We start from the raw sequence: 24,897 nt of genomic DNA, 5'->3' as shown, positions 1-24,897 counted from the left end.
TGATATGAGTTACAAACACAATAACCTGCTGGCCATGCGTCAAAACTACTGGAATGACAACGATTCACCGCGTGTCTTGCAGGAAAAACAGTTTTTACAGCAAATGCTGGTGGAACGCGGCATTTTTCAGGATGCGACTTTGGATGATGCCAAATATCTATTTTTTAACCTGCCCAGTATTATTATTGTCAAAGGCTATGCGCATGGCTTTCTGCATGAATCGGTACAAAGCCTGATTTTAAAATACATTGATGAAAACAAGCAGATGCTACAGCAAAAAAGTACCCTCAAGATTAAATTCCGGATGTGAGTGAGCAAAATTGCATCTTTAGTGATTTTGCTTAGGCTATTTTATAGAGAATGCAAAACTTAACTCGACATTCAGCAACTTGAACTTTTTTAATACGTTAAGACCCGTTAATATTCGTTAAACTATGACCTTTCTGCGAATTGCTGATTGAAGGATTAAATTTACATGTCAGATCAGAACGATAAGCTTAAACAATTGAAAACTTCCTCTATGGATCGACGCTTATCGATCGCGAAGGCATCGTTGCTGGCCGGGACACGTTGGGCCGCCTCCAGCGCCGGTTCAATCTTTTCCAGTGAAGAAGAAAAAGAAAAGAAACGCAAAAAAGCCATGAAAGAACAGGCCGATTATCTGGTCGCAGAAATTGGCAAACTGAAAGGTTCTATCGTTAAAATTGGCCAGATGATGGCGCTTTACGGCGAACATTTTTTGCCTGAAGAAATCACCCAAGCCCTGAACACCCTGAATAACCAGACCGTTGCCCTGGCCTGGCCTGCGATAAAAACCCAGTTACAGGACCAGTTAGGTTCAAAACTTAATGATCTCACCATTGACCATGAGCCTTTAGGTACTGCCTCTTTGGCTCAGGTACACCGCGCCACCCGTAAATCTGATGGTATGGAACTGGTATTAAAAATCCAGTATCCGGGTGTGGCCGATGCCATTGATTCGGATATGAGTCTGTTTAAAAACATGCTGAAACTGACCCGCATGGTGCCGCAAACCCGCGAATTTGATCAGTGGTTTGATGAAGTCCGCGAAATGATGCACCGCGAGGTCAATTATCGGATTGAGGCAGCCACCACACGCCGTTTTGCCGAGCGTTTAAAGCAGGACCCGCGCTATATCGTTCCAACCATTATTGAAGATTACTGTACCGATCAGGTGCTGTGCATGACCTTTGAACGTGGCGTACCAATCAACAGTCCGGTGATGCTGTCTTTACCACAAGAACGTCGTAACCTGCTTGGTGAAGCCTCTTTAGAAGTGGCAGTGCGGGAAATTTTTGAATGGGGCGAAATGCAGACCGACCCAAACTTCGGTAACTATCTAGTACGTCTGGGCAATGGCGCAGATGTACAGGATAAAATTGTGCTGCTGGATTTCGGTGCCATTCGCCAGTTTGATGACAACCTGCTCTCGGTCGCACGTAACCTGATTCAGGCCGGCTATCAGCATGACGCGGAGATGATGGTGAAAGCCATGACCGGTTATGAGTTTTTTGACTCCATTCCGCAAAGTATTAAGCCGGATATGGCCAAAGTCTTTTTACTGGCCACCGAAGCCTTTAGCAGTCCTGAAAACAACCCGGATTTACCAGCCGGTGTGATGGATGATCAGCATCGTTATGACTGGAAAAAAAGCCAGCTGCATAGCCGGGTGATGCAACAGGCCTCTAAATCCATGGCTTCACGTTATTTCAGTGTTCCGCCGAAAGAGTTTATGTTTATTAGCCGTAAATTTATTGGGGCTTATACCTTTATGACCGTGATTGATGCCAAAACCAATGTGCGCGACATGATCAAAAAATTCCAGTAAAGCCACACCCGACCCGAATGCAGCTAATGTCATTCGGGTCAATCCTCTCCCTTCCCCGCTCTTTCCAAAAATTAAAAATATAAACAGAAGCAACTATTTAGATTCCTGTTTCATCTTGCAACAACCGTTTATCTTTGACAATTGAGTATGTCAGTTCTGACATGGTTTTTTAAACAGCCGCGTGTCAGCATAAAAATAATCACCCGCATGATGGAACAACAACAATGACCAATATGGTAAACAAGGCCCAAGGATTTGGACTGTCGCTGCTCACTCGGCTTGCCAGCAGCGAGGTTTTAGACCAGCTCAAACTGCGTAAATTTGTAGAAAAATCTTTATATCAGGGTGCCAAAGCCGGCTTTAAAACCTTAAGCGTGACCCAGAAAGCTTTTCAAAAGCACGATGATGTACCCAGACAGCGTTTACCCCATCAGCAAAAATCCCTGTTTGATTTAAGCCTGAGCGAAGAACAGCAAATGACGGTAGATACCATGCAGCAGTTTGCCACAGAGGTGCTTTATCCACTGGCGCATCAGGCGGATCATCTGGAACAGTTTCCCGAAGTGTTATGGCGACACAGTCAGGATTTGGGCCTGAATGATTATGCACTGCCGGAGGCTTTGGGTGGCGTGGCCAGCGAGCAGAATATTGTCACTAATATTCTGATGGCCGAGCATTTGGCCCGGGGTGATTTCAGCCTGACCGCAGGTTTATTGTCGACCTTTGGGGTAATCAATGCCCTGACCCGCTGGGGTTCTGAAAGCATCCAGTCACGTTATCTGACCAGTTTTGCAGAAGATTCGGAACTGCGCGCCAGCTTTGCCGTGCAGGAAGCTACACCGGCTTTTGATCCGCTGCGTTTAAATACACAAGCCACTTTTAGCCAGGGCCAGTACTGGATTCAGGGTGAAAAAACTCTGGTAATGCTGGGTGAAACGGCAAACTTGTATCTGGTAAGTGCTGAATTCAATGGCCAGCCAGAAGTATTTGTGGTGAAACGCGACAGCAGCATTCGTGCACAAAAAAGCCCGGCAATGGGGCTGAAGGCCACAGAAACAGTCACCCTCAGTTTTCAGCATACCCCAGCCGAACGTCTGGGCGATGATGATTTTGACTATAGTGCTTTTATTGATTTGGGTAATTTAGTCTGGTGTGCCATGGCGGTTGGGTGCTGCGAAGCCGTGAAAGCCTATTGTATTGACTATGCCAACCAGCGCACGGCCTTTGGCGAGCCCATCTCACATCGTCAAAGTGTGGCTTTTATGATTGCCGATATGGCGATTGAAATTGATGCGATGCGCATGCTAGTGCTGAATGCTGCCAGTCTGGCCGAAGCTGGACAGGACTTTCATCGGGAAGCCTATCTGGCACGCTTGTTATGTGCAGAAAAATCCATGCAAATTGGCACAAATGGCGTGCAGATTCTGGGCGGTCACGGCTTTACCAAAGAACATCCGGTCGAGCGCTGGTATCGTGATCTGCGCGCGACCGCGATTGTCCAGTCTGGCCTGCATGCCTAAATAACCATAAAAATAAGGAACAGCCCATGAATTTACAGAACCCGAAAAAATTTAAACTGCTGATTGATCAGGCACATGAAGTCGCCCTAAATGTCCTGCGTCCAATTTCACGTAAATACGACAAGGCAGAACATGCCTACCCGAAAGAACTGGATATGCTAGCCTCAGTGGTCGATGGCATGAATGCCGGTGGTGATGGCATGAACGCCGGCGCTGCAGTGAATAAACGCGGTGATACCGCCAGTGGCAATAAAAACGGCGTCAATATGTCCACCGCTTTAAGTATTGTCGAAATGTGTTATGGCGATACCGGCCTGCTGCTGAGTATGCCGCGTCAGGGTCTGGGGAACTCCGCCATTGCTGCGGTGGCCAATGACGAGCAGTTACAGCGTTTTCACGGCACCTGGGCCGCCATGGCCATTACCGAACCCGGCTGTGGCTCCGATTCAGCGGCAATTCGTACCACGGCGGTCGCAGATGGCGATGATTATATCCTGAATGGCGAGAAAATCTTTGTGACCTCGGGTGAACGCGCCGATGCCGTGGTGGTCTGGGCCACACTGGATAAAAAGCTCGGCCGTGCGGCCATCAAGTCTTTTGTGGTACCGAAAGGTACACCCGGCATGACCGTAGAACGACTGGAGCATAAACTCGGGATTAAAGCCTCGGATACTGCAGCCATCAGCTTTGTCGATTGCCGGGTGCCAGCCAGCAACTTGCTCGGCAATGCCGAGATTGATGTCTCCAAAGGCTTTGCCGGGGTGATGGAAACCTTTGACAACACCCGTCCTTTGGTCGCGGCCATGGCCATTGGCTGTGCCAAAGCATCCCTGGAACGGATCAAGCAGATTTTTAAACATGAGCTGGATGAGCATTATCAGACCGCCTATTTACACAGCTCCCAGATAGCCGCGCAGATTTATCGAATGGAAGCCGAATGGGAAGCAGCGCGTTTATTAATGCTTAAAGCTTCCTGGATGGCCGATAACAAGCAGCCTAATTCCAAAGAAGCCTCAATTGCCAAAGCCAAAGCTGGCCGTGTCGGGAATGAAATTACCCTGAAGTGTGTAGAACTGGCCGCCGCTGTGGGCTATAACGAAGATGAACTGCTGGAAAAATGGGCGCGCGATTCCAAAATCCTGGATATTTTTGAAGGCACCCAGCAAATTCAGCAACTGATTATTGCCCGACGTGAACTGGGCAAAAGTTCCAGTGAACTTAAATAAGATACCGAGTACAGCATCAAGCGACATTTAAAGTCCAATAGATGTGCCTCAAATCTGCTCAAGAGATGAATATTTAGTGATAAAATTCATCTCTTTATCTTTTAGCACTGCGCTTATGTATTTTTTACGCCCGATTCAAGCCCAAGATAATCCTGCACTGGCCCGTATTATTCGTGAGGTTTCCAAAGAATTTGGACTGGCGCCGGAATCCGGTTTTGCCGTGGCCGATGCTGCGGTCGATGATTTATATGCGGTGTATTCACAGCCACACGCACAGTATTGGGTCGTTACCAATAATCAAGGCGACATTTTTGGTGGTGGCGGTGCTGCGCCTTTGCAGGGTGATCCAAGCCGCCTGGAAATCCAGAAAATGTATTTTCTGCCAGCAGTACGTGGCTACGGATTTGCCAAACAGATTCTGGAATACGCTTTTGACTTTGCCCAGCAGGCCGGTTTTCAGTCCTGCTATCTGGAAACCACAGCATCACTGTGGCAGGCAGTGAAACTCTATGAAAAGCTCGGTTTTGTACATTTGTCTGCCCCACAAGGCCAGACCGGTCATAGTCATGCCTGTGAAATCTGGATGGAAAAGAGCGTTAAATGAACATGAATCTGGGTAACATCAACCGCCTGCGTACAAAAAAGCCCTACTCACCATAGGGCTGACTAAAACAGTCGAATGGATTTTTCTATACTTAATCTGCCTTCAGGCCGAACTTTTTAAACAGGCTTAAACGGCGTTTCGGCTGGATATTGGCTTTGTTTAAATCACCTTTATAATGCTTGAACACGCGTTTATCCATCATTTTAAACCATAGCGGTGGAAGCAGCGCTGGCAGCAACATACTGGCATAACCGCTTGGCAATTCAGGCGCTTCATCAAAATGTCGCAAGGCCTGAAATGGACGGGTCGGATAGGCATGATGATCGGAATGACGCTGTAACTGATATAAAAACAGATTGGTGACAATATTATTGTTGTTCCAGCTATGTTCCGGCTGGGTACGCTCATATTTGCCCTGCGCATCTTTTTGTCGAAGCAAGCCATAATGCTCAATATAATTGACCAGTTCAAACAGGCTGATGGCATAAAAGGCCTGCGTGCTTAAATACGGCACAATGCCTTTCCCAAAGCTGGCCAGCATTCCGGCATGAAACAGCGCACTCATGCCCCAACCTTGTAGCAATTCATTGTCTTTGGACCAGAAATTCTTGCCTTTACGTTTTAAACGCTGGGTTTCAATTTCAATCGCCGATTTAAACGAGCCTTTCACCGTACGTGGCCAGAACTCATAAAAGGTTTCTCCCATACGGGAAGACGCCGGATCTTCTGGGGTTGCAGCACGTTTATGATGCCCATAGGGATGTTCAATCCGGAAATGGTTATAACCCGATGGTACCAGCGCCAGATGCGACAGATAATGCTCCAGTTTGGAGGATTTATGGCTCAGTTCATGTGCAGTATTAATCGCCACCCCATTAACCAGTCCCATCGACGCGCCCAGAAAAATTTTATCCAGCAGTGAAGTCTCTTTACGTGAGACCAAATAGGCCGCATAAATATTGGCGATATACTGCAAGGGAATAAAACTTTTTACCAAACGGGAATAATACGGGTCCTGCTCCAAGAGCTTGACTTCTTCCGGGCTTGGATTGTGCTCGTCTTTACCGACCAGGGTATCAATGCTGGGAATAATCACATGAATTAACAGTGGTCCACCTAGAGCAAATACAGTTTTAAATGGTTTCGGTGCAAACTGGTAACCGGCCAGAATCCCAATGCCTAAAACCGGTAAAAATGGGCTAATCAGCCATAAATAACGTTTTTTATCTAAAGCCAGACCGGATTTTTCAAGTAAAAATTGCTGTTGTTGTTCTGTGAGTTGTAGCGGAGCATTCATTGCCTGCACTTCCATCCTGCTTAACTTATCTATATATTTCAGCAAACAAGCCACAGAAAACAGTTGCAAACGTCCAAAAAAGCTATGTAAACGTCTTTGGCCCACATTGCCTGAAATTGGCCTTTCATCACACGATAAATTCAGGCTTAATGACCAAATAGCTAGGCTCAAATAAGAAGATATCAACCCGATATGGATGCTTTAAGTAAAATTTTTGATGATATTCATCTCAACAAATCTGAATTTATCTATTTGAATCCACAGGGAAACTGGGCATTTCAATATCAGGATCACAGCGCCATTATTGCCTATGTGGTACTAAGTGGTGAATTATATCTGGAATTATCGACCCAGCGTCAGGTCTATGCGCAGGCCGGTGATATTGTGCTGATTCCTTCCGGCGGTAGCCATGTTGGCAAAAGTAGCACGCAACTGGAGTGGCTAGATGCCCTGGATATTAGTGACCTGTTTCAGCAGAAACGCCAGCAGACCATCGAGTTTGGTGAAGCATCCGGTGAAAAATCATTTATTTTAGCCATGCACGGCACAATGGACAGCATTATGGCCAAGCCGCTGTTAAATGCCTTGCCGGACTATATGCATATTCATCATATTATGAGCAGCACTGCGCCGGAATGGTTGCAAATTGGCTTACAGTTTCTGGCAGTAGAAAGCCATCAGATTCGCCCCGGCCGCGATAAAATTCTTGATCATCTGATCAGTATTTTATTTATTGAATGTGTGCGTGATTATATTGCCCAGCTGAATGATTCTAATAACTGGCTCAGTGCCCTGACCCATCCGGAACTGTCCAATGCTTTAACCGCCATTCATGGACAACCGGAAAAAAGCTGGACCGTCGAAACCCTGGCCGAACAATGCTGCATGTCGCGCTCAAAATTTGCCAATCTGTTTGCCCAGATTGTTGGTGAATCGCCACTGGCCTATTTACAGCAACATCGCTTAAGACTGGCGGCTCAATATTTACGTCATGGCCAGCTCTCAATCCAGCAAATTGCCTATAAAGTTGGCTATTCTTCTGAAACCGCCTTTAGCCAGACTTTTAAAAAACAGTTTGCCCTGACCCCAAGCCAGTACCGGCAGCAGTTTCAGCAGGCTCTTATAAAATAGCCAGAATCGCCGCTACCGGGTCTTCACAATTGCCGGATAGCAGCTGTTTATGCATGGTACGATGCTGCATCACCTGAATTTGTGCAGCTTCAATATGCATCAGCTTTTCAATTTCATGCGCCAGACGCTCTGGTGTAGCCTCTTCTTGAATCAGCTCTTCAATGACTTTTTTGCCGGCAATAATATTCGGTAGCGAGTAATACGGAATTTTAACTAGCAGTTTGGCAATCCAGTAGGTAATCCGGTTGAGCTTATAAAAAGTCACCATTGGACGATGCAATAACATTGCTTCCAACGTTGCAGTACCCGAAGCCAGCGCCACAATATCCGCCGCATTCATGACCTGACGGCCAATTTTTGATTCTGTATCGGTATTTTCCAGCAGACTGACCCGTGATCTCAGATCAGCAGCACAATGCTGTAATAAACTTTCAATCTGCTGTTTACGCGCATCGTTAATGGCGGGAATTAAGAAGTGATAGTTTGGATATTTCGCAGCCAGAATTTCAGCGGCCGCCAGAACCAATGGCCCTAAACGCTCAATTTCACCACGGCGACTGCCCGGCAATAAGGCAATATGCTTTTGTGAGGCTTCCAGCCCCAGCTCCAGTTTGGCATCGGCCAGATTATTATCGACAGGCAACTGACTCGCTAATGGATGCCCGACAAAGGCAGCCGGAACCTGCCATTTTTGATAAAAGGCTTTTTCAAATGGAAATAAACACAGCACCAGATCAATATTGGCTTTAATGCCGTGGACACGGCCCTGACGCCATGCCCAGACCGAAGGACTGACATACTGCACGGTTTTAATGCTTGGACTTTTCTGCTTCAGGCTTTTCGATAAACGCAGGTTAAAATCCGGCGCATCAATCCCAATAAAAACATCGACCGGCTCCTTGCTCCACTGTTCAACCAGTCCATCACGCACGGCAAACAGCTTTTTAATGTCTTTTAAGACTTCAACAATGCCCATGACCGACAAAATATCCATCGGATAATAGCTTTTAAAGCCTTCAGCAATCATTTGCGGGCCGCCAATGCCCTCAAATTCAGCCTCAATACCTTGCTCACGAAAACGGCGGATCAGTCTGGCACCCAAGGTATCCCCAGAAACTTCTCCCACTACAATGCCTATTTTCAGTTTTCGTTTTTGCAAGACCTTGCTCCTTCAATTGCTGCGTGGAATTTTAACATATTCTGCTTGAAGTGACTGTAACGACTGTTTGTTCTGAGCTGAGAAAAAATTCAGGTTTTTCTATATTTTAACTGCTTTGTTTTTATCCAGTATGGCTATCAGGTTTGATTGATGATGCTGTGCTGGGCTCATTCATTTATTACGCTTTCACCGCTTTATTTCACTCTATTCCACCTGACTTGCAGTTTCATGACCATTAACTACTTTTTATCATGCTGAAAGATTGATCAAATAAAATCCAAAACCCCAACACATGTCATCCCTATGTAATGACACTGAATACACAAATAATAATTTTAAAGTGAAATTTCCTGCTATTTTTAATCTTTTTATCTTTCCATTTTGCTGCGCTGTCATCACAAAATCCGTCTATTCGGCCCTGCACATCCTGATCTTTTTACTAAAAAATCCCCTTTTTTTTCAGCTTTAAATCCAGCAGATTTCAGATAGATCTACTCCACGCTGTTTCACTATAAATGTTGATCTTTTTCTCATCTTTAGCATTTTTTAGTATAAGCAAATCATTAATCATGCCAACGACTTATATCCGAAAGTCATAAGATAAGCACGTTTTTTGATGTATGGCATATCCCCATGTTTGGTGCAGTTGAGTTTATTTTGGCAGGTGTTTTGGTTGGCTTCTGTGTAGGTGTGACCGGTGTAGGCGGTGGTTCGTTAATGACCCCGATTTTAATCAGCCTGTTTAAGATTGAACCGCACATTGCCATTGGTACCGATCTGCTCTATGCCGCAATTTCCAAATTCTGTGGTTCACTAGTCCATGCCAAAAAAATGAATATCGTCTGGCCAATTGTGATCTGGCTGTCTGTCGGCAGTATCCCGGCGTCTTTTGCAACGCATTGGGTACTCGACAACTATTTAAGCCAGTCCACGCATTATAAAGCTGTGCTGACCATGGTCTTGGGCTTTATGCTGACCCTAACCGGCATATCTATTATTTTCCGCAGCCAGATTGAAAAATTTTTCAACAAATATCGCAAACACGAATTGCCAGATATGACTCAAGACCTGGAAAAGGTCGACCTGAAGGCCACCAACAAGCGCGCGATGATTGTGGTGATGGGAATTGTCCTGGGTGTGTTCGTCACCCTATCTTCGGTGGGTGCAGGTGCCTTCGGCATTATGGCGCTGGTGCTAATGTTCCCGAACTTGCCAATGATCCGCATTATCGGCTCCGATGTGGTCCACGCAGTCTTATTGACCTTTGTCGCCGGTATGGGTCACATGACCTCGGGCAATGTCGATTTTGAACTGCTGATGTGGTTACTGGTCGGTTCTATTCCGGCAATTGTGGTCGGTACTTTAGTCAGCTCACGCCTGCCTGAAAAAATTATCCGTAAAGTGCTGGGCATTACCCTGTTCGCGCTTGGGGTGAACTTTATGCTGAACCCGGTCAAATCCAAACCGGCACAACCGGTTGAAGCGGCGATGGTGGTGAGCACTGAAAAAACATCGCCAGTTTAATTTATCTCTGCGATTCATCACTTTTTTTTCAGTAATCTATTGATCTTTTTTATAACAATAGGCTGCTATATTCGTGTTATATTCAGGCTATTAAACAATCTTGTATACGATTAAACCAGTGACGGCAATGAACACTTTACAGTCTAACCCTATTACACCTTCAGATATCGATGATGTGAATATTAAAAGCATCCAGCCACTTGTGACCCCTGCTGAACTCAAAGCAGAACTTCCACTGACTGACTCTGCTTATCACACCGTACTGAAAGGTCGTGAAACCATCCGCAATATTCTTGATGGTAAAGACAAACGTCTGTTTGTGGTCATTGGGCCTTGCTCGATTCATGATCCTGTGGCAGCACATGATTATGCAGACCGCCTGAAAGTGCTGAGCGAAAAAGTAAAAGATACCTTATACATCGTAATGCGGGTGTATTTTGAAAAACCGCGTACGACCGTAGGCTGGAAAGGTCTGATTAACGACCCGGACATGAATGACTCTTTCAATATTGAAAAAGGTCTGCGTATTGGCCGTAAACTGCTGCTGGAACTAAATGAAAAAGGTCTGCCTTGTGCCACTGAAGCACTGGACCCGAACTCTCCACAGTATTATCAGGATCTGATTTCCTGGTCAGCGATTGGTGCGCGTACCACAGAAAGTCAGACTCACCGTGAAATGTCTTCTGGCCTGTCTTCACCGGTTGGCTTTAAAAATGGTACCGATGGCGGCTTAACTGTTGCGACCAACGCAATGCAGTCTGTAAAACATGGTCACAGCTTCCTGGGGCTGAACGAACATGGTCAGGTGTCGGTAATTCGTACCAGCGGTAACAACTATGCGCACGTGGTATTGCGTGGTGGTAATGGCAAGCCAAACTATGATGCCGGTTCAGTCGCCGATGCAGAAGCAGCGCTAATTAAAGCCAAAGTCAGCACCAAAATCATGATTGACACCAGTCATGCCAACTCCAACAAAGACCCGTACCTGCAACCACTGGTCTTAAAAAACATCACCGAACAGATTTTAGATGGCAATAAATCAATTGTCGGGATTATGGTCGAAAGTCATTTGAAAGGCGGTCGTCAAGATATTCCTGCAAATCTTTGCGATTTGGAGTATGGTAAGTCTGTTACCGATGGATGCATCGACTGGGAAACCACTGAAAAATCCCTGCTTGAGATGCATGAAGCATTGAAAGAGGTTTTAGCCAGCCGCTAAAACTGACTCAAAAACGCCATCGTCAAGATGGCGTTTCCATTTCAGTTGCAGGAAATTTTATCTGATGAATGAAATTGAAACCGCTTTAAGCCAAATTGATCACTTTCAGTTTGTGCATGAACACCTGTACACATCCGGCCAGCCGAATGCGGAACAGTTACGTCAGATTAAAGAATATGGCATTACCACTGTGGTCAATGTCGCACTGAGTGATGCCGAGCAGCATCTAGCCAATGAAGATAAAATCTGTCTGGAACTGGGCCTGAACTATGTACAACTGCCCATCTCCTGGGAAACACCATCTGACGCCCAATGTTTGCTGGTTTTAGACCTGATTGATCATCTGGTACAGGATCAAATGGTCTGGCTACACTGCGGCACCAATCAGCATGTCAGCAGCCTGATGTATTTATATCGTCAGTATTATATGAATATGGACATGCCAACCGCGCAGGAAATGTTGCACCAGATCTGGGAACCGAATGAAACCTGGACCGGTCTGATTCATGCTGTTGCCTTACAACTTCAGGGCCGTAAAGCAACCCAGGAACTGCAAATTTCCTTAATGAAAACCGATCACTTTGCGTGACAAATTAACACCGTAGCTGTAGCCAGAATTCCTTCCTGACGGCCGGTAAAGCCTAATTTTTCCGTGGTGGTGGCTTTAATGCTGATTTGAGTCACATCCACATCCAGCACATCGGCAATACTCTGGCGCATTTCCAGATTGTGCTTAGCCAGTTTCGGGCGTTCACAGGCCACGGTAATGTCGGCATTATTCAATAGATAACCGCGGTCTAAAATCAGCTGATAAACATGCTTCAGCAACACCCGGCTGTCAGCGCCCTTAAATTCAGGATCGGTGTCGGGAAAATGCTGTCCAATATCGCCCAGTGCCAATGCACCCAATAAGGCATCGCATAGCGCATGTAAAATCACATCCCCATCTGAGTGGGCTTTCAGAGCATGGGTATGTGGAATTTTAACCCCAGCCAATGTCACAAAATCGCCTTCTTCAAAGGCATGTACGTCTATTCCCTGCCCAATTCGTATTTGTGCAACCATATTCAACTCCTTCAGAAATAAACGATTGAAATCTTGTATTCACAGTTTCTCTTTCGCTATAGTTAGCTTACGCAAGCTAATGAAAGTATAAGCGATCATGCTGTTGAAAACCGAGATGAATCTTATAAAAATCATTGGAACCCTGTTGTTTTTGGGCGCCGCGGGCACCCCGCTGTCGCATGCACAGAAAATCAATTGCGAGCAGGCCAACACGCCTGCTTTCAATAAAATCTGCCATGCCGATTTACAGGAGATTCGTGAGCAGCTCAATGATCAGTTTCTGACAGCTTTTCTGGTGACCGATGCCCCGCTGCGTATTCTGCAAGATACCCATCAGCTCTGGTTTAAACGTGCGCAGCAGTGTAAAACCACCGAGTGTTTTAAACAACAGTTTGAAGCGCGTCTGGATCAGTTAAATTTCTTTAGCTCGATGAACCAGAGCATGACCCAGCATTATCTGAAATTTGAACAGGGACAACTGGCCAAGCAACCGGTACATTTGCAGATTCATCAACTGAATAAAGACAGTATTAAAATTGAAGGTGTGGCCTATCGCAGTCCAAACAACAAGCTAGATACCCAAACCATTTCCTTACTGGCTTATACCTCACCGCAGCAAAAGCAGCATATTATTGACAATGAACATGACTGCAATTACCAGCTCGACTTTCAGAAGGCTTATCTGGCGGTGCGTACTGAACAAAAAGGCTGCGAGCGTTTTAGTGGTATTTATCGTCTGTATGATTAAAACCTGACAGCGCTTTACATCACCCACCACAAAATCAATGGCAAACTGAACGCCGCACACACAGTCTGCAGGCTAATCACACTGGCCATCAGCTGGCTATCTCCCCCCAAAACTTTGGTCAGAATATAAGCCGATGAGGCCGTCGGCAAGGCAAAAAACATCACCAGAATCTGGGTATGCAGGGCCGGCAGATTCAATGCCAGACAGGTCGCCAACGCAATCATCGGCATCAACAGCAAGCGTCCAAAAGTGTTTAATAACAAGGTCCGCAGATCTTTACGCAACCCCTGAAACTGTAATGCTGCACCAATACACATCAAGCCCAATGGCAAACTGGAAATGGCAATCTGTTTTAAATAATTTTCAAAGCCAATCCATAAGCGTAAATTCAGCAGATTAAACACCCCGCCTGCAATACAGCCTAAAATTAAGGGATTTTTCAATAATGATAACAGGATGGATTGCAAGCGCATCCCTTCTGAATTGGTCAGGGCCAAAACCGAAAGCACATTGACCAGAGGAATGCAAAACACCAGCAGAATAGCAAACAGCGCCATACCTTGCTGATAAAACAAAGACGCCGACAGCGCCAGACCGATATAGGTATTAAAACGCACCATGCCCTGCATATACACGCCAAAACGTGCCGCTGCAGTGCCATACAGCGCCTTGAGGATATATAACAGACAAACCGCAATCAGCAGGGTCAGACCCGCTCCCAGCATCATGTGGCGAATTTCGCTGGCCTGAATTTCGGCATGCGCCAGGCCCAAAAACAGCATCACCGGGAATAGTAGATAGTAGTTGAGCTTTTCTGCACCGTGCCAGAATTTATCTTCCAGAAACCTAAAGCGCTTGAGTACATAGCCCAACGCAATCAGAAAGATTAAAGGAAATAGCGCAACCAGAATTATATTTGCCATCGTTTATCCATACATATCGCGGTCTGCCCAGGACGGCAGCATCTCAATCCATTTTTTTAATGGCAGTTCAAAATCTTAAAGCAAAAAGATATTTTATTTAAAGCCTGAGTATAAGCCAAATAGTCCGTTGAATTGACAGCGATTTGCTTCATTTTGATGGATTTATTTTGCCAGAACCCGGCAGATGATCAGCATCTCTCCTAAAGCCCTGTTACTTTAAAACAGAGCTTAACTGAATGTTCTCATTACCCGGTCACCGGATAATGCTGCGCAATTTCCTGACTAATCATCAATGCTGTCGCCGCAGATAAGGTCCAGCCCAGATGCCCATGGCCAGTATTATAAAATACCCGTGGATGCTGGCCCTGCCGAATCACCGGCATCATATTTGGCATCATCGGACGTAAACCTGCCCACGGCACCACGCTTTCAGTTGAAATATCAAAATTCCGCTGCACCCAGCGCACCAGTGGCTGAATCCGGTCATGGCGAATATCGCGGTTATAGCCATTAAATTCGGCCGTTCCGGCAATCCGCAGCCGATCTGTGCCTAAACGAGAGGTCACAATTTTGGCACTTTCATCTAGCAGACTGACCCAAGGCGCCTGCTTCTGGCTCTGCTCATCCTGTAAATTGACGGTAATGGAATAGCCTTTGACCGGATAAACATTGACCCGATCACCTACCTGTCGCGCCAATTGATAGCTCCCCACACCGCCGCAAATCAGCACGGTATCGGCATGTAAGGTTTCTACCATCGGCTGATCTGCCAGAGGATCTTCAATGGCTGGCCGATAACTCAGCTGTACCTGCTGGGCGTTTAGCTCAATATCCTGAACATCCCGGCCAAAAATATAACGTACACCCTGCTGCATGGTGACTTGAGCCAGCCCCACCGTGAATTTATGAATATCGCCGGTGGCATCTCCCGGGCAATAAAAACCCGCATAATACTGTCCGGTTAAACTTGGTTCAATCTGGCGGATTTCATCCAGACTGACCTGATAACGCTCCAGCCCGCCCTGACAGAGCAAATCATTGACCCGAATTGCAAAGTCAAAATCCGCTTTATTATGATAAAAATGCAAAATTCCACGTTTTTCCAGATTGAAATCAATCTGTTCTTGTTCTGCAATTTCAAATAAACGTTTGCGTGCCAGAAGTGCCAGGCGCACTGTTTCCTGGGTATTGTGTTCATAATGGCGAATATTGCTTAAGAACTCGATCAGCCAGCCATACTTATGCAGATCAAATGCAGGATTTAATAAGAGCGGCGCCGACTTTTGCGACATCCATTTTAGGCCTTTCAGTACAGTGGCTTTCTGATTCCAGACTTCTGCATTACTGGCCGATAACTGGCCACCATTGGCATACGATGTTTCCATCGCCGGGTATAAATGCCGGTCAATCACCGTGACTTGATAGCCCAAACGCATCAGCTCGTAGGCTGAAGTGACCCCGGTAATTCCTGCACCAATGACAACAACATGCGGCATAAAACGCTCCTTGGAACAGCTGTTCCAGACGTGATGCCCCATCTGTCAGGGTACCTGAGAGCTTCGATTGAACTGATGTTCAGCCCAACCATCCCCTTCGGTGAGCACTGCGCGTGCTTCTCTCCAGATTTTTGAATTATTACGGTCCTTTTGCCTGAGAGTTTCCGGGGTCGTTGCTCCTTCGGCGAGCACCAAGTGCCGCTCTCCCGCAATAATTTTTATTGTATAGCTTGAATATCAGCAAAATCCGGGCCAAGCACGAGTAGAAATTTGTATCTGATGTTCAAGAAACCTCAAAATCTGGATATAAAAAAACTGCCCCAATTGGAGCAGTTTTTTGAATCAGCTTCAAACAGCGTGTTAGCGTACAATCCCGCGTTTAGACTGTTCTAGTGAATCAATTAAACGCTGTGCTTCCGGCACTTCTGGCAGAATCTCTGCACGGATTTTCTGAATGGCTTCTTCAGTGGTTAATCCTGATTTGTAAATCAGTTTAAAGGCGTCCCGTAATCCTTGAATCACATTTTTCGACCAGCCTTTACGACGCATACCTTCAATATTCATAGCAAAAGCATGCGCAGGATTACCCGAAACCATCACATAGGCCGGTACATCTTTCAGAATTAAAGATGCGCCACCAATCATACTGTAAGAGTCAATTTTACAGAACTGATGAATACCCGAGTTTCCACCCACCACCACATAATCACCGACATGCACGTGCCCTGCGACACCGACATTATTGGCAAAAATATTGTGATCACCCACGATACAGTCGTGAGCAATATGCGTATTGACCATCAACAGGTTGTGGCTACCAATTTTAGTGATGCCTTTGTCCTGAACCGTCCCGCGATGTAAGCTGGAATGTTCACGAATCAGGTTATAGTCACCAATTTCCAGCCAAGTTTCTTCACCCTGATATTTCAGGTCCTGACAGACTTCGCCAACACTTGCGAACTGGAAAATCTCATTATGCTCACCAATACGGGTATAGCCACCCACCACCACGTGTGAATGCAGCTTTGTACCCGCACCAATGCTGACATTCGGACCAATAATACTATAAGGTCCAATTTGCACATCAGGCGCAATGACTGCAGAGGAGTCAATTATAGCGGTGGGGTGAATGAGGGGGTTATTGCTCATGCTTGCTCTGTTTTCTGATGCGAAATCATAATTTCCGCGGTTGCTGCAACAATGCCATCGACCGTGGCGATACAATTATATTTGTAAATACCACGTTTCTGCATTACTAATTCAGATTTTAATACAAGTTGGTCGCCTGCAACCACTTGTTTTTTAAATCTAACTTTTTCGGCACCGGCAAATAGGAATAATGCACCCGCAGTCGGTTTCTGATTATTCATAATAAAGCCAAGCACGCCTGAAACCTGTGCCAGCGCTTCTACAATCAACACCCCTGGCATAATTGGATATTCAGGGAAATGTCCTTGTAAAAACTCTTCATTAATCGAAACGTTCTTATAACCCACAATCCCATTGTCAGTTACATCAACGATTCGATCTACCAATAAGAATGGATAACGATGTGGCAAATATTCACGGATGGTTTGAATATGCATTGGCAATTCAGGTTTCGTAAATGTTGGGGTATTCGACTCAGTCATCATAATTATTTACGCAATTTTAAAGTTGATTCAAGGGACTCAATTTGAGTCTGCATATGATCGAGTCTTTTCTGCAATTGGGTCAATGGCACATCTGCTAATTGTCTAAAGCGAATCACCGCGCGTTTCCATTGCGCATTTGGTAATGCACCGGTGCCCGAAGAATAGGTTCCTGGTTCAGAAATACTCTTTGTGACCATTGACATTCCGGTTAAAGTCACGTTGTCAGCAATAGAAAGATGACCAGAGACTCCACATGCGCCTGCCAGAATACAGTTTTTGCCAATGATAGTACTGCCGGCAATACCGCATTTTGCAGCGATCGCAGTATTGGCCCCTACTTTCACGTTATGGGCGATTTGCACAAGGTTATCAATTATGACACCATGTTCCAAAATGGTGTCATCCAGCGCCCCACGGTCAATACTACAATTCGAACCAATCCGCACATCATTACCAATCTGTACTGAACCTAGCTGTGCAATACGGTGCCATTTGCCCTGATACGGAGCAAAACCAAAGCCTTCACTTCCAATTACGGTATTGGCATGAATGCGGACCCGGTCAGCAATTTTGGCTTCACCAGTAATAGTGACATGCGAATCAATAAAACATTCTTTACCAATTTCAACAAAATCATCAATTTTACTGTGCGACTGGATAATGGTTTTATCACCCACCACACAATTTTCACCCACCACCACATAATGGCCAATATAAGCACTTTCAGAAATGATCGCTGAGGGATGAATTTGTGCGGTACTTTCAATACCGGTTTGAGTGTGCTTACGCTCAAAGACATGGGTTAAAATTGCAAACGCCAAATAGGGATTTGCCACCACAATAAAGTTCTGATGCGTATCAAGCTGCTGCTGTAACTCGGGCGTGACAATTAAAGCACCCGCCTTAGATACTTTTGCCTGCTCCACATACTTGTCAGCATTCACAAAAGCAATGTGCTGCGGTTTAGCAAGCTCCAGGCTCGCTAAACCCTGGAGGCCTAAATCGGCCTGACCGACCAGCTCGCCCTGGACCAGACGAGCAAGTTCTTCTAAGCGATAATGTTGATAACTCATTGATTACTTGATTGCATTAACCTTTTGAATCATTTTATCAGTTAAATCATACTTAGGGTCATAGGCAAGTGCTGAGTTTTTGTTCAAAACCACATCTAAATTATTTTCTTTACGCAATTGTTCTGCTGCCTGCTTGATACGCTGCTCAAAACTGTCATTCATTTTTTGCAGATCAGCCTGCACTTTGGTCTGCAAACTTTGCTGTAAAGTATTAAATTCTTTGAGCTTGGCCTGATACTGCGCCGACAATTTCTGCTTATCGGCTTCAGATAAGTTCGCTGACTGCTGGGCACGTTGCTGTAACGTTTCTAGCTCTTTACCCAGCTGTTCAAGTTTAGTGGTTTGAGGTTTAAGCAATTGTTGCAATGCACTATTTTGCTGTTTTAAATAGCTGCTGCTTTCAACCACACGCTCTAAGCTGACCACACCATAACCTGCCGCCTGTGCCGCTGCGGCACAGGACAGTGTGAAACCTAAAACCGCCAGTTGTATCTTCTTCATCTTGATCTATCCCTATTTCAAGCATCCATGAACAGACCGTACTTAGAACGTACGGCCGATTTCAAACTGGATATTCTTGGTTTCATCACCTGGTTTTTCATTCAGCGGATATGCATAACTTAAGGACAATGGGCCAATCATGGTAATCCAGGTAAAGCCGACACCGACGCTATAACGCATTTCACCGAAGTCAAAGCCATAATTATCTTTACAATATTGACGGCCTGCATCAGTGGCTTGAACATCACACTGAGTATCAAAGACTTGTGCACCTTCAGCAAAAATCACCGGACGAACCTGACGTGCCCAGTCCCCTTTAAATGGTACCGGTAAAGCCAGTTCAGTACCGAACTGTACTAAAGCATTACCACCCACTTCTTCTGGGGATGGATCTTTTTGTCCTCTATCGCTGAAATATACACCATCGTATTTTGGACCAAGTGTACTGTTGTCATAACCACGTACCGAGCCATAACCACCAGCATAATAGTTTTTATAGAATGGTAAATCATTACCATAGCCCAATTTACCATAGCCGCGTAATACAAAATCTTTACCCAGCGGATAATAGGCTTGCGCATCGTAAGTGACTTTTTGATATTCCACATCACTGCCCGGCAAGGCAATTTCTGCATTCACCCGATGCGACATTCCCGTTGTTGGGAAAATTGGACGGTTAAGGGTATTATATGACCAGCCCAAACTTAAATTATAAGTTAAGAAATCTCCCTTAAATTCAGTCCCTTTAGGATCAGACCAATTTTGACACTCTTCTCCAACCTCAATATTAGCATCTAAGCAATATGGTTCACTTTGGGTTGTTCTTCCACCATTTGCAAGTAGATAATCACGAACATAAGTCGACACATAAGGACCGGTTGTCACTTCTGTCTGATCAATATTTAAGCCCGCACTAATACTCTGGTTTTCATCAATTGGATAACCAAAGTTAATCCCGCCACCGAAACTGTCGGTCACATAGTTGTTAACGTTATAGTCATCATCCAGTTTGGTTTTACGGTAGTACATATTATAACCGCGACGTACACCATCAATGGTAAAGTACGGATCGGTTACGCTTAGGTTATAGTAGTCTTGTGTTTCAGAACGCGACAGGTCAATCGACACGGCATTACCGGTGCCCAAGAAGTTGGTCTGGCTTAAACCGGCCTGGAAAGTTACACCGCCACTTTGCGAGAAACCCACCGCCAAGGTACTGGTACCAGAATGCTGTTCTTCCACCGCAACGTTAAGATCAACCTGATCCGGTACATTCGGAACACGCACCGGTTTAATATCCACGGTTTTAAAGAAACCAGTACGTTCTAAACGGACTTTAGACAGATCAATTTTTTCGTTACTGGCCAATGCACCTTCCATCTGGCGCATTTCACGACGTAGCACTTCATCGGCAGTTTTGGTGTTACCACTGAAGTTAATGCGGCGTACTGTGACTTGCTGACCCGGGTTGATGTAATAGTTCAGATCAACCTGTTTGGTTTCTTCATTAATTTGTGGCACCACATTCACTTCTGCATAGTAATAACCGGCATTACCATACTTGCGAAGCAGCAGCTGCTTAACCGCATTGACCTTTTCTTGCGAATAGGTTTCACCATCTTTATAGATTTGCAGCGCTTTTAATTCTTCTGGTGCATATAAAGCATCACCCAAGAATTTGGTTTGACCAAATTTGAACTGTTCGCCTTCATCAATCGACACCTCAATGAAGATGTGCTGTTTGTCTTCACTTAAGTTCAGGCTAGAGTTATTGATATTAAAGTTGATATAACCACGGTTTAAATACAGCGCACGTAAAGCTTCCAAGCTTGCTGCCATTTTTTCACGTGCATAACGGTCATTACGTGAAATCACAGACGCCCAGCCACTTTCCTTAACTGCAAAGGCCTGTTTAATTTCGCTGTCTTTAAAAACGGTATTGCCAATGATATTAATATCAAAAACTTTGGCCGCTTTACCTTCAATAAACTCAATGGTCAGGTCAACGCGGTTATTCGGACGCGCTGTGGTAATAACTTTGACATCGGCATCATAACGGCCTTGCTGCATGTATTGCTGTTCAAGTTCCGATTCTAGCGTTTGCAAGGCAGACTTTTTCAGCACTTCACCTTCAGCCACACCCATTTTCTTCAAGCCTTCTTCAAGGGCTTCTTTCGGAATTAATTTATTGCCTTTAAATTCGACTTTCGAAATGATCGGACGTTCCACCACCTGAAATACCAAGGTATCGCCTTGCTGGGCAGCTTTAATATCATCGAATAAACCTGTGGCATACAGGCTGCGAATTGCATTTGCAATGGTGGCATCGTTGACACGATCACCACTATTTACAGGAATCATTCCATAAACATTGGCTGGCGTTAAACGAACAAGTCCGTCAATTTGTATATCTCTTACGATAAATTCATCTGCTGCATATACTTGTTGTACTGCTGCCATAGCACTAACCAGTGCCAGAGGCATAAATAAATGTGTGTGCTGCATGCCAGTCTTTTCCAATGTTAAATTTATTGCCTATCCACGTTGTTATAAACGCATAAAATCATTAAATAATGCCAGAAGCATCATGCTACCGAGCAATACCATACCAATTTTTAAACCAACTAATTGTATTTGTTCAGAAACAGGTTTACCACGAATTAGTTCTATAAAATAATAAACCAAATGTCCACCATCCAGCATTGGAATTGGCAGTAAATTTAGAATACCCAAGCTTACACTCATTAGGGCCATAAACGAAATAAAAGTTTGCCAGCCCATTTCAGCGCTTTGTCCTGCCACCTTGGCAATGGTAATCGGGCCAGACAAGTTATCTAAACCAATCAGACCACGCACCATTTTGACGATAGAGTTCAAAATCATCGAAGAGATTTGACCGGTTTTATCGACCGCCATCATTAAGGCTTCTGTAGGACTATATTGAATGGTTTGTTTATATTCTTCAGGAATTGTTACTTTTCCAGGGTTACTTTGTACACCTAACATACCGGTGGTGTTGCCCATATTGTCGCGTTTGGCCTGCGGCATAATTTCCAGCTGTACCCGCTGATCTTGACGCAACACGTCAATCTTCAACAGTTTCTCTGGCGATGCCTGTACCACCTGCACCACATCATACCAGTCTTTCATGACAACACCGTCAATCGCTAAAATCTGGTCACCTTCTTTCATCCCTTGACGAATGGCAGCACCATCTTCACTCAGTTTGCTGACCACTGCAGGAATATTTGGACGATATGGCGTAAAGCCCAGTACCTCAAGTGGTGACTGAGATTGATCTTTCAAGAAATCTTGAATCGGTAATTGAAAGTTTTGGAGCTGACCATCGCGGTTGGCCTGAATATGAATAGTACCTGTTTCACCAGCACGATCCACCAGCGCAAAATTCAGTTTTTCCCAAGTGCTGACCTGGGTACCATCGACTGCGGTAATCCGGTCACCCGGCTGCATATTCACTTCAGCTGCAGGCGTTTGTGGCAAGACTTTCCCAACACGGGTATTCAGCTGTTCCTGCGACGGTAAAAACAGAATCCAGAACAGTACAATCGCAAAAACCAGATTAATTAAAGGACCTGCCGCGACAATCGCGATCCGTTTCCACGGATGCTGACGGTTAAAAGCAAAAGGCAGATCTTCTTCTGCCACATTGCCCTCACGTTCATCCAGCATTTTGACATAGCCGCCCAAAGGCAAAGCCGAGAGCTGATATTGAATACCGGATTTCTTCGAGGTCCATTTCAGCACTGTCGGGCCAAAACCAATAGAATAAACCAGGACTTTGACCCCCAGTTTGCGTGCAACAAAGTAGTGCCCAAATTCATGAATTGCAATTAACGGCCCCAACAAAAGAATGGCCGCAACAATAATAAATAAGGCACTCATGTCTTAGCTTCCTGTCTGAATCACACACTGCTGTGCAAAAGCACGGGCATTCTGGTCTGCCTGAAGAATGGTTTCAATTGAATCTGCGGCGCGATTGGCCAGATGATTCAGGGTCTGTTCAACAATTTCTGGAATCTGGGTAAACCCAAGCTGGTTTTGCAAGAAAGATGCCACTGCAATTTCATTGGCCGCATTTAGCAAGGTCGGTGCAATACCACCTGCCTGCATGGCCTGACGTGCCAGCTTTAAGGCCGGGAAACGCGTGGTGTCCGGTGCCTGAAAATTCAGCTGTGAATGGATAAATAAATCCAGCGGCGGAACATGCGTCTGCAGACGTTCCGGCCAGGCCAACGCATGCGCAATTGGCGTACACATATCCGGATTACCCATTTGCGCCAAAGTTGTTCCATCGACATATTGAACCATGGAGTGAATAATACTCTGTGGATGCACCACCACTGTAACAAATTGTTCTTTTACTGCGAACAAATGGCAGGCTTCAATCAGCTCCAGACCCTTGTTCATCAGGGTGGCGGAATCGACGGAAATTTTTTGACCCATAGACCAATTGGGATGTTTACAGGCTTGCGCCGGGGTCACACTGTGTAACTGTTCCAGACTATGATTTAAAAATGGCCCACCCGATGCGGTCAGCAGAATCTGCTGCACACCCAGTTTTGGTTGACCATTACGCTCGACCTCAAAATAGTTTTGCGGCAGGCACTGGAAAATTGCATTGTGTTCGGAATCGACCGGCAATAATAAAGCGCCATGATCACGCGCTGCCTGCATCATCAGGTCACCGGACATCACCAGGGCTTCTTTATTGGCCAGTAGCACGCGCTTACCGGCCTGCACTGCGGCCAACGTTGGCATTAAACCTGCGGCACCAACAATTGCCGCCATCACCACATCCACTTCAGGATGTGAAGCCACAGCTATTAAACCAGCTTCATCACAGAGGATTTCAATATCGGCAAGATTGGCCTGCTGTAACAGCTGTCTTAAGGAATCGACCTGTGCAGCAGGTACCACGGCCACTTTGGGATGAAACTGTTTGCATATTTCAACCAGCTCAGCAATACGACTGTGAGCCGTTACGGCATATACCGAATATTTTTCAGGATGTTGTTGCAGTATTTTTAAGGTGCTTTGACCAATTGAACCTGTAACACCCAATATACAAACAGCTTGTAACATCTATAAATCTACGCCAATAAGTTTCAGTACATACATGCTTGCAGCAAAGATTGGAGCCGCTGCGAGCAAGGAGTCAATGCGGTCCAGCACTCCACCATGTCCTGGCAGAATACGACCAGAGTCTTTAATTCCGGCACGGCGTTTGATCATGGATTCAAACAGATCGCCCAGTACCGAACTAAACACGGTTATCATGGACAGAATCAGGAATAAAATATGTTGGGTCAGGCTTAAGTCCAGATAGACAATTTCTACAAACAGCACAATCAGGATGGCGGTAAACACGCCACCATATAAACCTTCCACCGATTTGTTTGGACTGACATGTGGTGCCAGTTTCTTTTTACCAAACTTGCGTCCGACAAAATAAGCGCCAGAATCTGCACCCCAAACCAGTAGGAACAGATACATCAGCCACCACGGTGAATGGGTCCAGACCACATAAATCGCAGTCACGGCGGCAGAAATCAGCACAAAGCCAATAAAGTTCAGGCTTGGATTGTACCAGCCATCATATTCAGGATAGGATTTCACCCAATACAGGCTGAGCAGCCAAGTTAAAATCGAGGCTGACCACAGCAATAACGCAATATCACTAAAATATAAAGCAAGCGCGGAAAGAGCGGCGGTCACCAGACCATAACCCCAAGCCATGGGCTTGATGACATATTTTGTTGTTCTTGGCATGAGTTTGAACCACTCATAACCCGCAACCCCTGCTGCAAAAATCATCAGCACAAACATTGGATAATGGGACTGAGTTGCAAACATACAGCTCAGCACCACAGCGACCAATACCAATGCGGTAATTATCCGCTCTAACAT

23 protein-coding genes and 1 riboswitch are annotated in these 24,897 nt (G+C 45.4%); of the genes, 10 read left to right on the top strand and 13 right to left on the bottom strand.

Annotated elements, in window-relative coordinates:
• Positions 1–4: 4 nt before the first annotated feature.
• The 5 genes from FTT64_RS01390 (at position 5) to FTT64_RS01370 (ending at position 5,199) form a co-directional block, all read left to right on the top strand.
• Positions 5–310: a hypothetical protein gene (locus FTT64_RS01390; RefSeq protein WP_005177647.1), complete on the top strand. Its 306-nt coding sequence runs from the start codon at positions 5–7 to the stop codon at positions 308–310.
• A 165-nt stretch (positions 311–475) separates the two neighbouring features.
• Entirely contained in the window at positions 476–1,849 is a 1,374-nt protein-coding gene (locus tag FTT64_RS01385; RefSeq protein WP_005177645.1) for an AarF/ABC1/UbiB kinase family protein, read from the top strand.
• A 224-nt stretch (positions 1,850–2,073) separates the two neighbouring features.
• Positions 2,074–3,369 (top strand): acyl-CoA dehydrogenase family protein, encoded by a 1,296-nt coding sequence (locus FTT64_RS01380; RefSeq protein WP_180181977.1) that lies wholly within the window; start codon positions 2,074–2,076, stop codon positions 3,367–3,369.
• Positions 3,370–3,395: 26 nt separating this feature from the next.
• Positions 3,396–4,595, top strand: a complete 1,200-nt coding sequence (locus tag FTT64_RS01375; protein ID WP_180087968.1) for an acyl-CoA dehydrogenase family protein — start codon at positions 3,396–3,398, stop codon at positions 4,593–4,595.
• Between the two features lie 115 nt (positions 4,596–4,710).
• Positions 4,711–5,199, top strand: coding sequence for a GNAT family N-acetyltransferase (locus tag FTT64_RS01370; protein WP_180087967.1), 489 nt, complete (start codon positions 4,711–4,713; stop codon positions 5,197–5,199).
• A gap of 91 nt (positions 5,200–5,290) precedes the next feature.
• On the opposite strand, the gene FTT64_RS01365 is transcribed toward FTT64_RS01370, so the two are convergent.
• Positions 5,291–6,496: an alkane 1-monooxygenase gene (locus FTT64_RS01365; RefSeq protein ID WP_160243245.1), complete on the bottom strand. Its 1,206-nt coding sequence runs from the start codon at positions 6,494–6,496 to the stop codon at positions 5,291–5,293.
• Between the two features lie 192 nt (positions 6,497–6,688).
• Between FTT64_RS01365 and FTT64_RS01360 the strand changes: the two genes are divergently transcribed.
• Positions 6,689–7,627 carry an AraC family transcriptional regulator gene (locus FTT64_RS01360; protein WP_016658191.1) on the top strand — a complete coding sequence of 313 codons (939 nt, stop codon included), beginning with the start codon at positions 6,689–6,691 and terminating at the stop codon, positions 7,625–7,627.
• On the opposite strand, the gene lpxB is transcribed toward FTT64_RS01360, so the two are convergent.
• Entirely contained in the window at positions 7,617–8,786 is a 1,170-nt protein-coding gene (gene lpxB / locus FTT64_RS01355) for a lipid-A-disaccharide synthase (protein WP_045795717.1), read from the bottom strand. The two genes, FTT64_RS01360 and lpxB, sit on opposite strands and share 11 nt — an antisense overlap.
• Before the next feature lie 633 nt (positions 8,787–9,419).
• On the opposite strand from lpxB, the gene FTT64_RS01350 reads away from it, so the two are divergent.
• The 3 genes from FTT64_RS01350 to FTT64_RS01340 all read left to right on the top strand — a co-directional run bounded on the left by FTT64_RS01350 (position 9,420) and on the right by FTT64_RS01340 (position 12,118).
• Entirely contained in the window at positions 9,420–10,310 is an 891-nt protein-coding gene (locus tag FTT64_RS01350; RefSeq protein WP_180087966.1) for a sulfite exporter TauE/SafE family protein, read from the top strand.
• A 127-nt stretch (positions 10,311–10,437) separates the two neighbouring features.
• On the top strand, positions 10,438–11,529 hold the full coding sequence (locus FTT64_RS01345; protein ID WP_005177632.1) for a 3-deoxy-7-phosphoheptulonate synthase: 1,092 nt from the start codon (positions 10,438–10,440) through the stop codon (positions 11,527–11,529).
• Positions 11,530–11,593: 64 nt separating this feature from the next.
• Entirely contained in the window at positions 11,594–12,118 is a 525-nt protein-coding gene (locus FTT64_RS01340) for a protein tyrosine phosphatase family protein (RefSeq protein WP_016658194.1), read from the top strand.
• On the opposite strand, the gene ispF is transcribed toward FTT64_RS01340, so the two are convergent.
• Positions 12,106–12,594 carry a 2-C-methyl-D-erythritol 2,4-cyclodiphosphate synthase gene (gene ispF / locus FTT64_RS01335; protein ID WP_005177629.1) on the bottom strand — a complete coding sequence of 163 codons (489 nt, stop codon included), beginning with the start codon at positions 12,592–12,594 and terminating at the stop codon, positions 12,106–12,108. The two genes, FTT64_RS01340 and ispF, sit on opposite strands and share 13 nt — an antisense overlap.
• 97 nt (positions 12,595–12,691) lie before the next feature.
• On the opposite strand from ispF, the gene FTT64_RS01330 reads away from it, so the two are divergent.
• Positions 12,692–13,342 carry a hypothetical protein gene (locus FTT64_RS01330; protein WP_005177627.1) on the top strand — a complete coding sequence of 217 codons (651 nt, stop codon included), beginning with the start codon at positions 12,692–12,694 and terminating at the stop codon, positions 13,340–13,342.
• Between the two features lie 14 nt (positions 13,343–13,356).
• Here FTT64_RS01330 and FTT64_RS01325 read toward each other — a convergent pair whose 3' ends face one another.
• From FTT64_RS01325 to FTT64_RS01280, 10 genes are all read right to left on the bottom strand, one after another.
• A complete protein-coding gene (locus tag FTT64_RS01325) occupies positions 13,357–14,265 on the bottom strand; it encodes an AEC family transporter (protein WP_104488970.1) in 909 nt (302 codons plus the stop codon).
• Positions 14,266–14,510: 245 nt separating this feature from the next.
• Positions 14,511–15,761, bottom strand: coding sequence for a D-amino acid dehydrogenase (locus FTT64_RS01320; protein ID WP_180181976.1), 1,251 nt, complete (start codon positions 15,759–15,761; stop codon positions 14,511–14,513).
• 132 nt (positions 15,762–15,893) lie between these two features.
• Positions 15,894–15,980, bottom strand: a riboswitch (glycine riboswitch).
• A gap of 141 nt (positions 15,981–16,121) precedes the next feature.
• Positions 16,122–16,910 (bottom strand): acyl-ACP--UDP-N-acetylglucosamine O-acyltransferase, encoded by a 789-nt coding sequence (gene lpxA, locus FTT64_RS01315; RefSeq protein WP_016658197.1) that lies wholly within the window; start codon positions 16,908–16,910, stop codon positions 16,122–16,124.
• Complete coding sequence (fabZ, locus tag FTT64_RS01310; protein WP_087662207.1) at positions 16,907–17,392, bottom strand: 3-hydroxyacyl-ACP dehydratase FabZ; 486 nt, start codon at positions 17,390–17,392, stop codon at positions 16,907–16,909. Before fabZ ends, lpxA begins: the two co-directional genes overlap by 4 nt.
• Before the next feature lie 5 nt (positions 17,393–17,397).
• Positions 17,398–18,468, bottom strand: a complete 1,071-nt coding sequence (lpxD, locus tag FTT64_RS01305) for a UDP-3-O-(3-hydroxymyristoyl)glucosamine N-acyltransferase (protein WP_075174889.1) — start codon at positions 18,466–18,468, stop codon at positions 17,398–17,400.
• Between the two features lie 3 nt (positions 18,469–18,471).
• A complete protein-coding gene (locus FTT64_RS01300) occupies positions 18,472–18,969 on the bottom strand; it encodes an OmpH family outer membrane protein (RefSeq protein ID WP_180087964.1) in 498 nt (165 codons plus the stop codon).
• A gap of 42 nt (positions 18,970–19,011) precedes the next feature.
• On the bottom strand, positions 19,012–21,474 hold the full coding sequence (gene bamA, locus FTT64_RS01295) for an outer membrane protein assembly factor BamA (RefSeq protein ID WP_171431937.1): 2,463 nt from the start codon (positions 21,472–21,474) through the stop codon (positions 19,012–19,014).
• Positions 21,475–21,516: 42 nt separating this feature from the next.
• Positions 21,517–22,872 (bottom strand): RIP metalloprotease RseP, encoded by a 1,356-nt coding sequence (gene rseP / locus FTT64_RS01290; protein ID WP_180087963.1) that lies wholly within the window; start codon positions 22,870–22,872, stop codon positions 21,517–21,519.
• 3 nt (positions 22,873–22,875) lie between these two features.
• Positions 22,876–24,072 carry a 1-deoxy-D-xylulose-5-phosphate reductoisomerase gene (gene ispC, locus FTT64_RS01285; RefSeq protein WP_005177604.1) on the bottom strand — a complete coding sequence of 399 codons (1,197 nt, stop codon included), beginning with the start codon at positions 24,070–24,072 and terminating at the stop codon, positions 22,876–22,878.
• The gene (locus FTT64_RS01280; RefSeq protein WP_016658203.1) at positions 24,073–24,897 is read right to left on the bottom strand and encodes a phosphatidate cytidylyltransferase; all 825 of its coding nucleotides are present in this window, start codon (positions 24,895–24,897) and stop codon (positions 24,073–24,075) included.

Source organism: Acinetobacter sp. Q186-3 (assembly GCF_013420655.1).
In the GTDB taxonomy this organism is placed as follows: Bacteria; Pseudomonadota; Gammaproteobacteria; order Pseudomonadales; family Moraxellaceae; genus Acinetobacter; species Acinetobacter indicus.
This window is presented reverse-complemented; position numbering and strand designations above follow the sequence as displayed.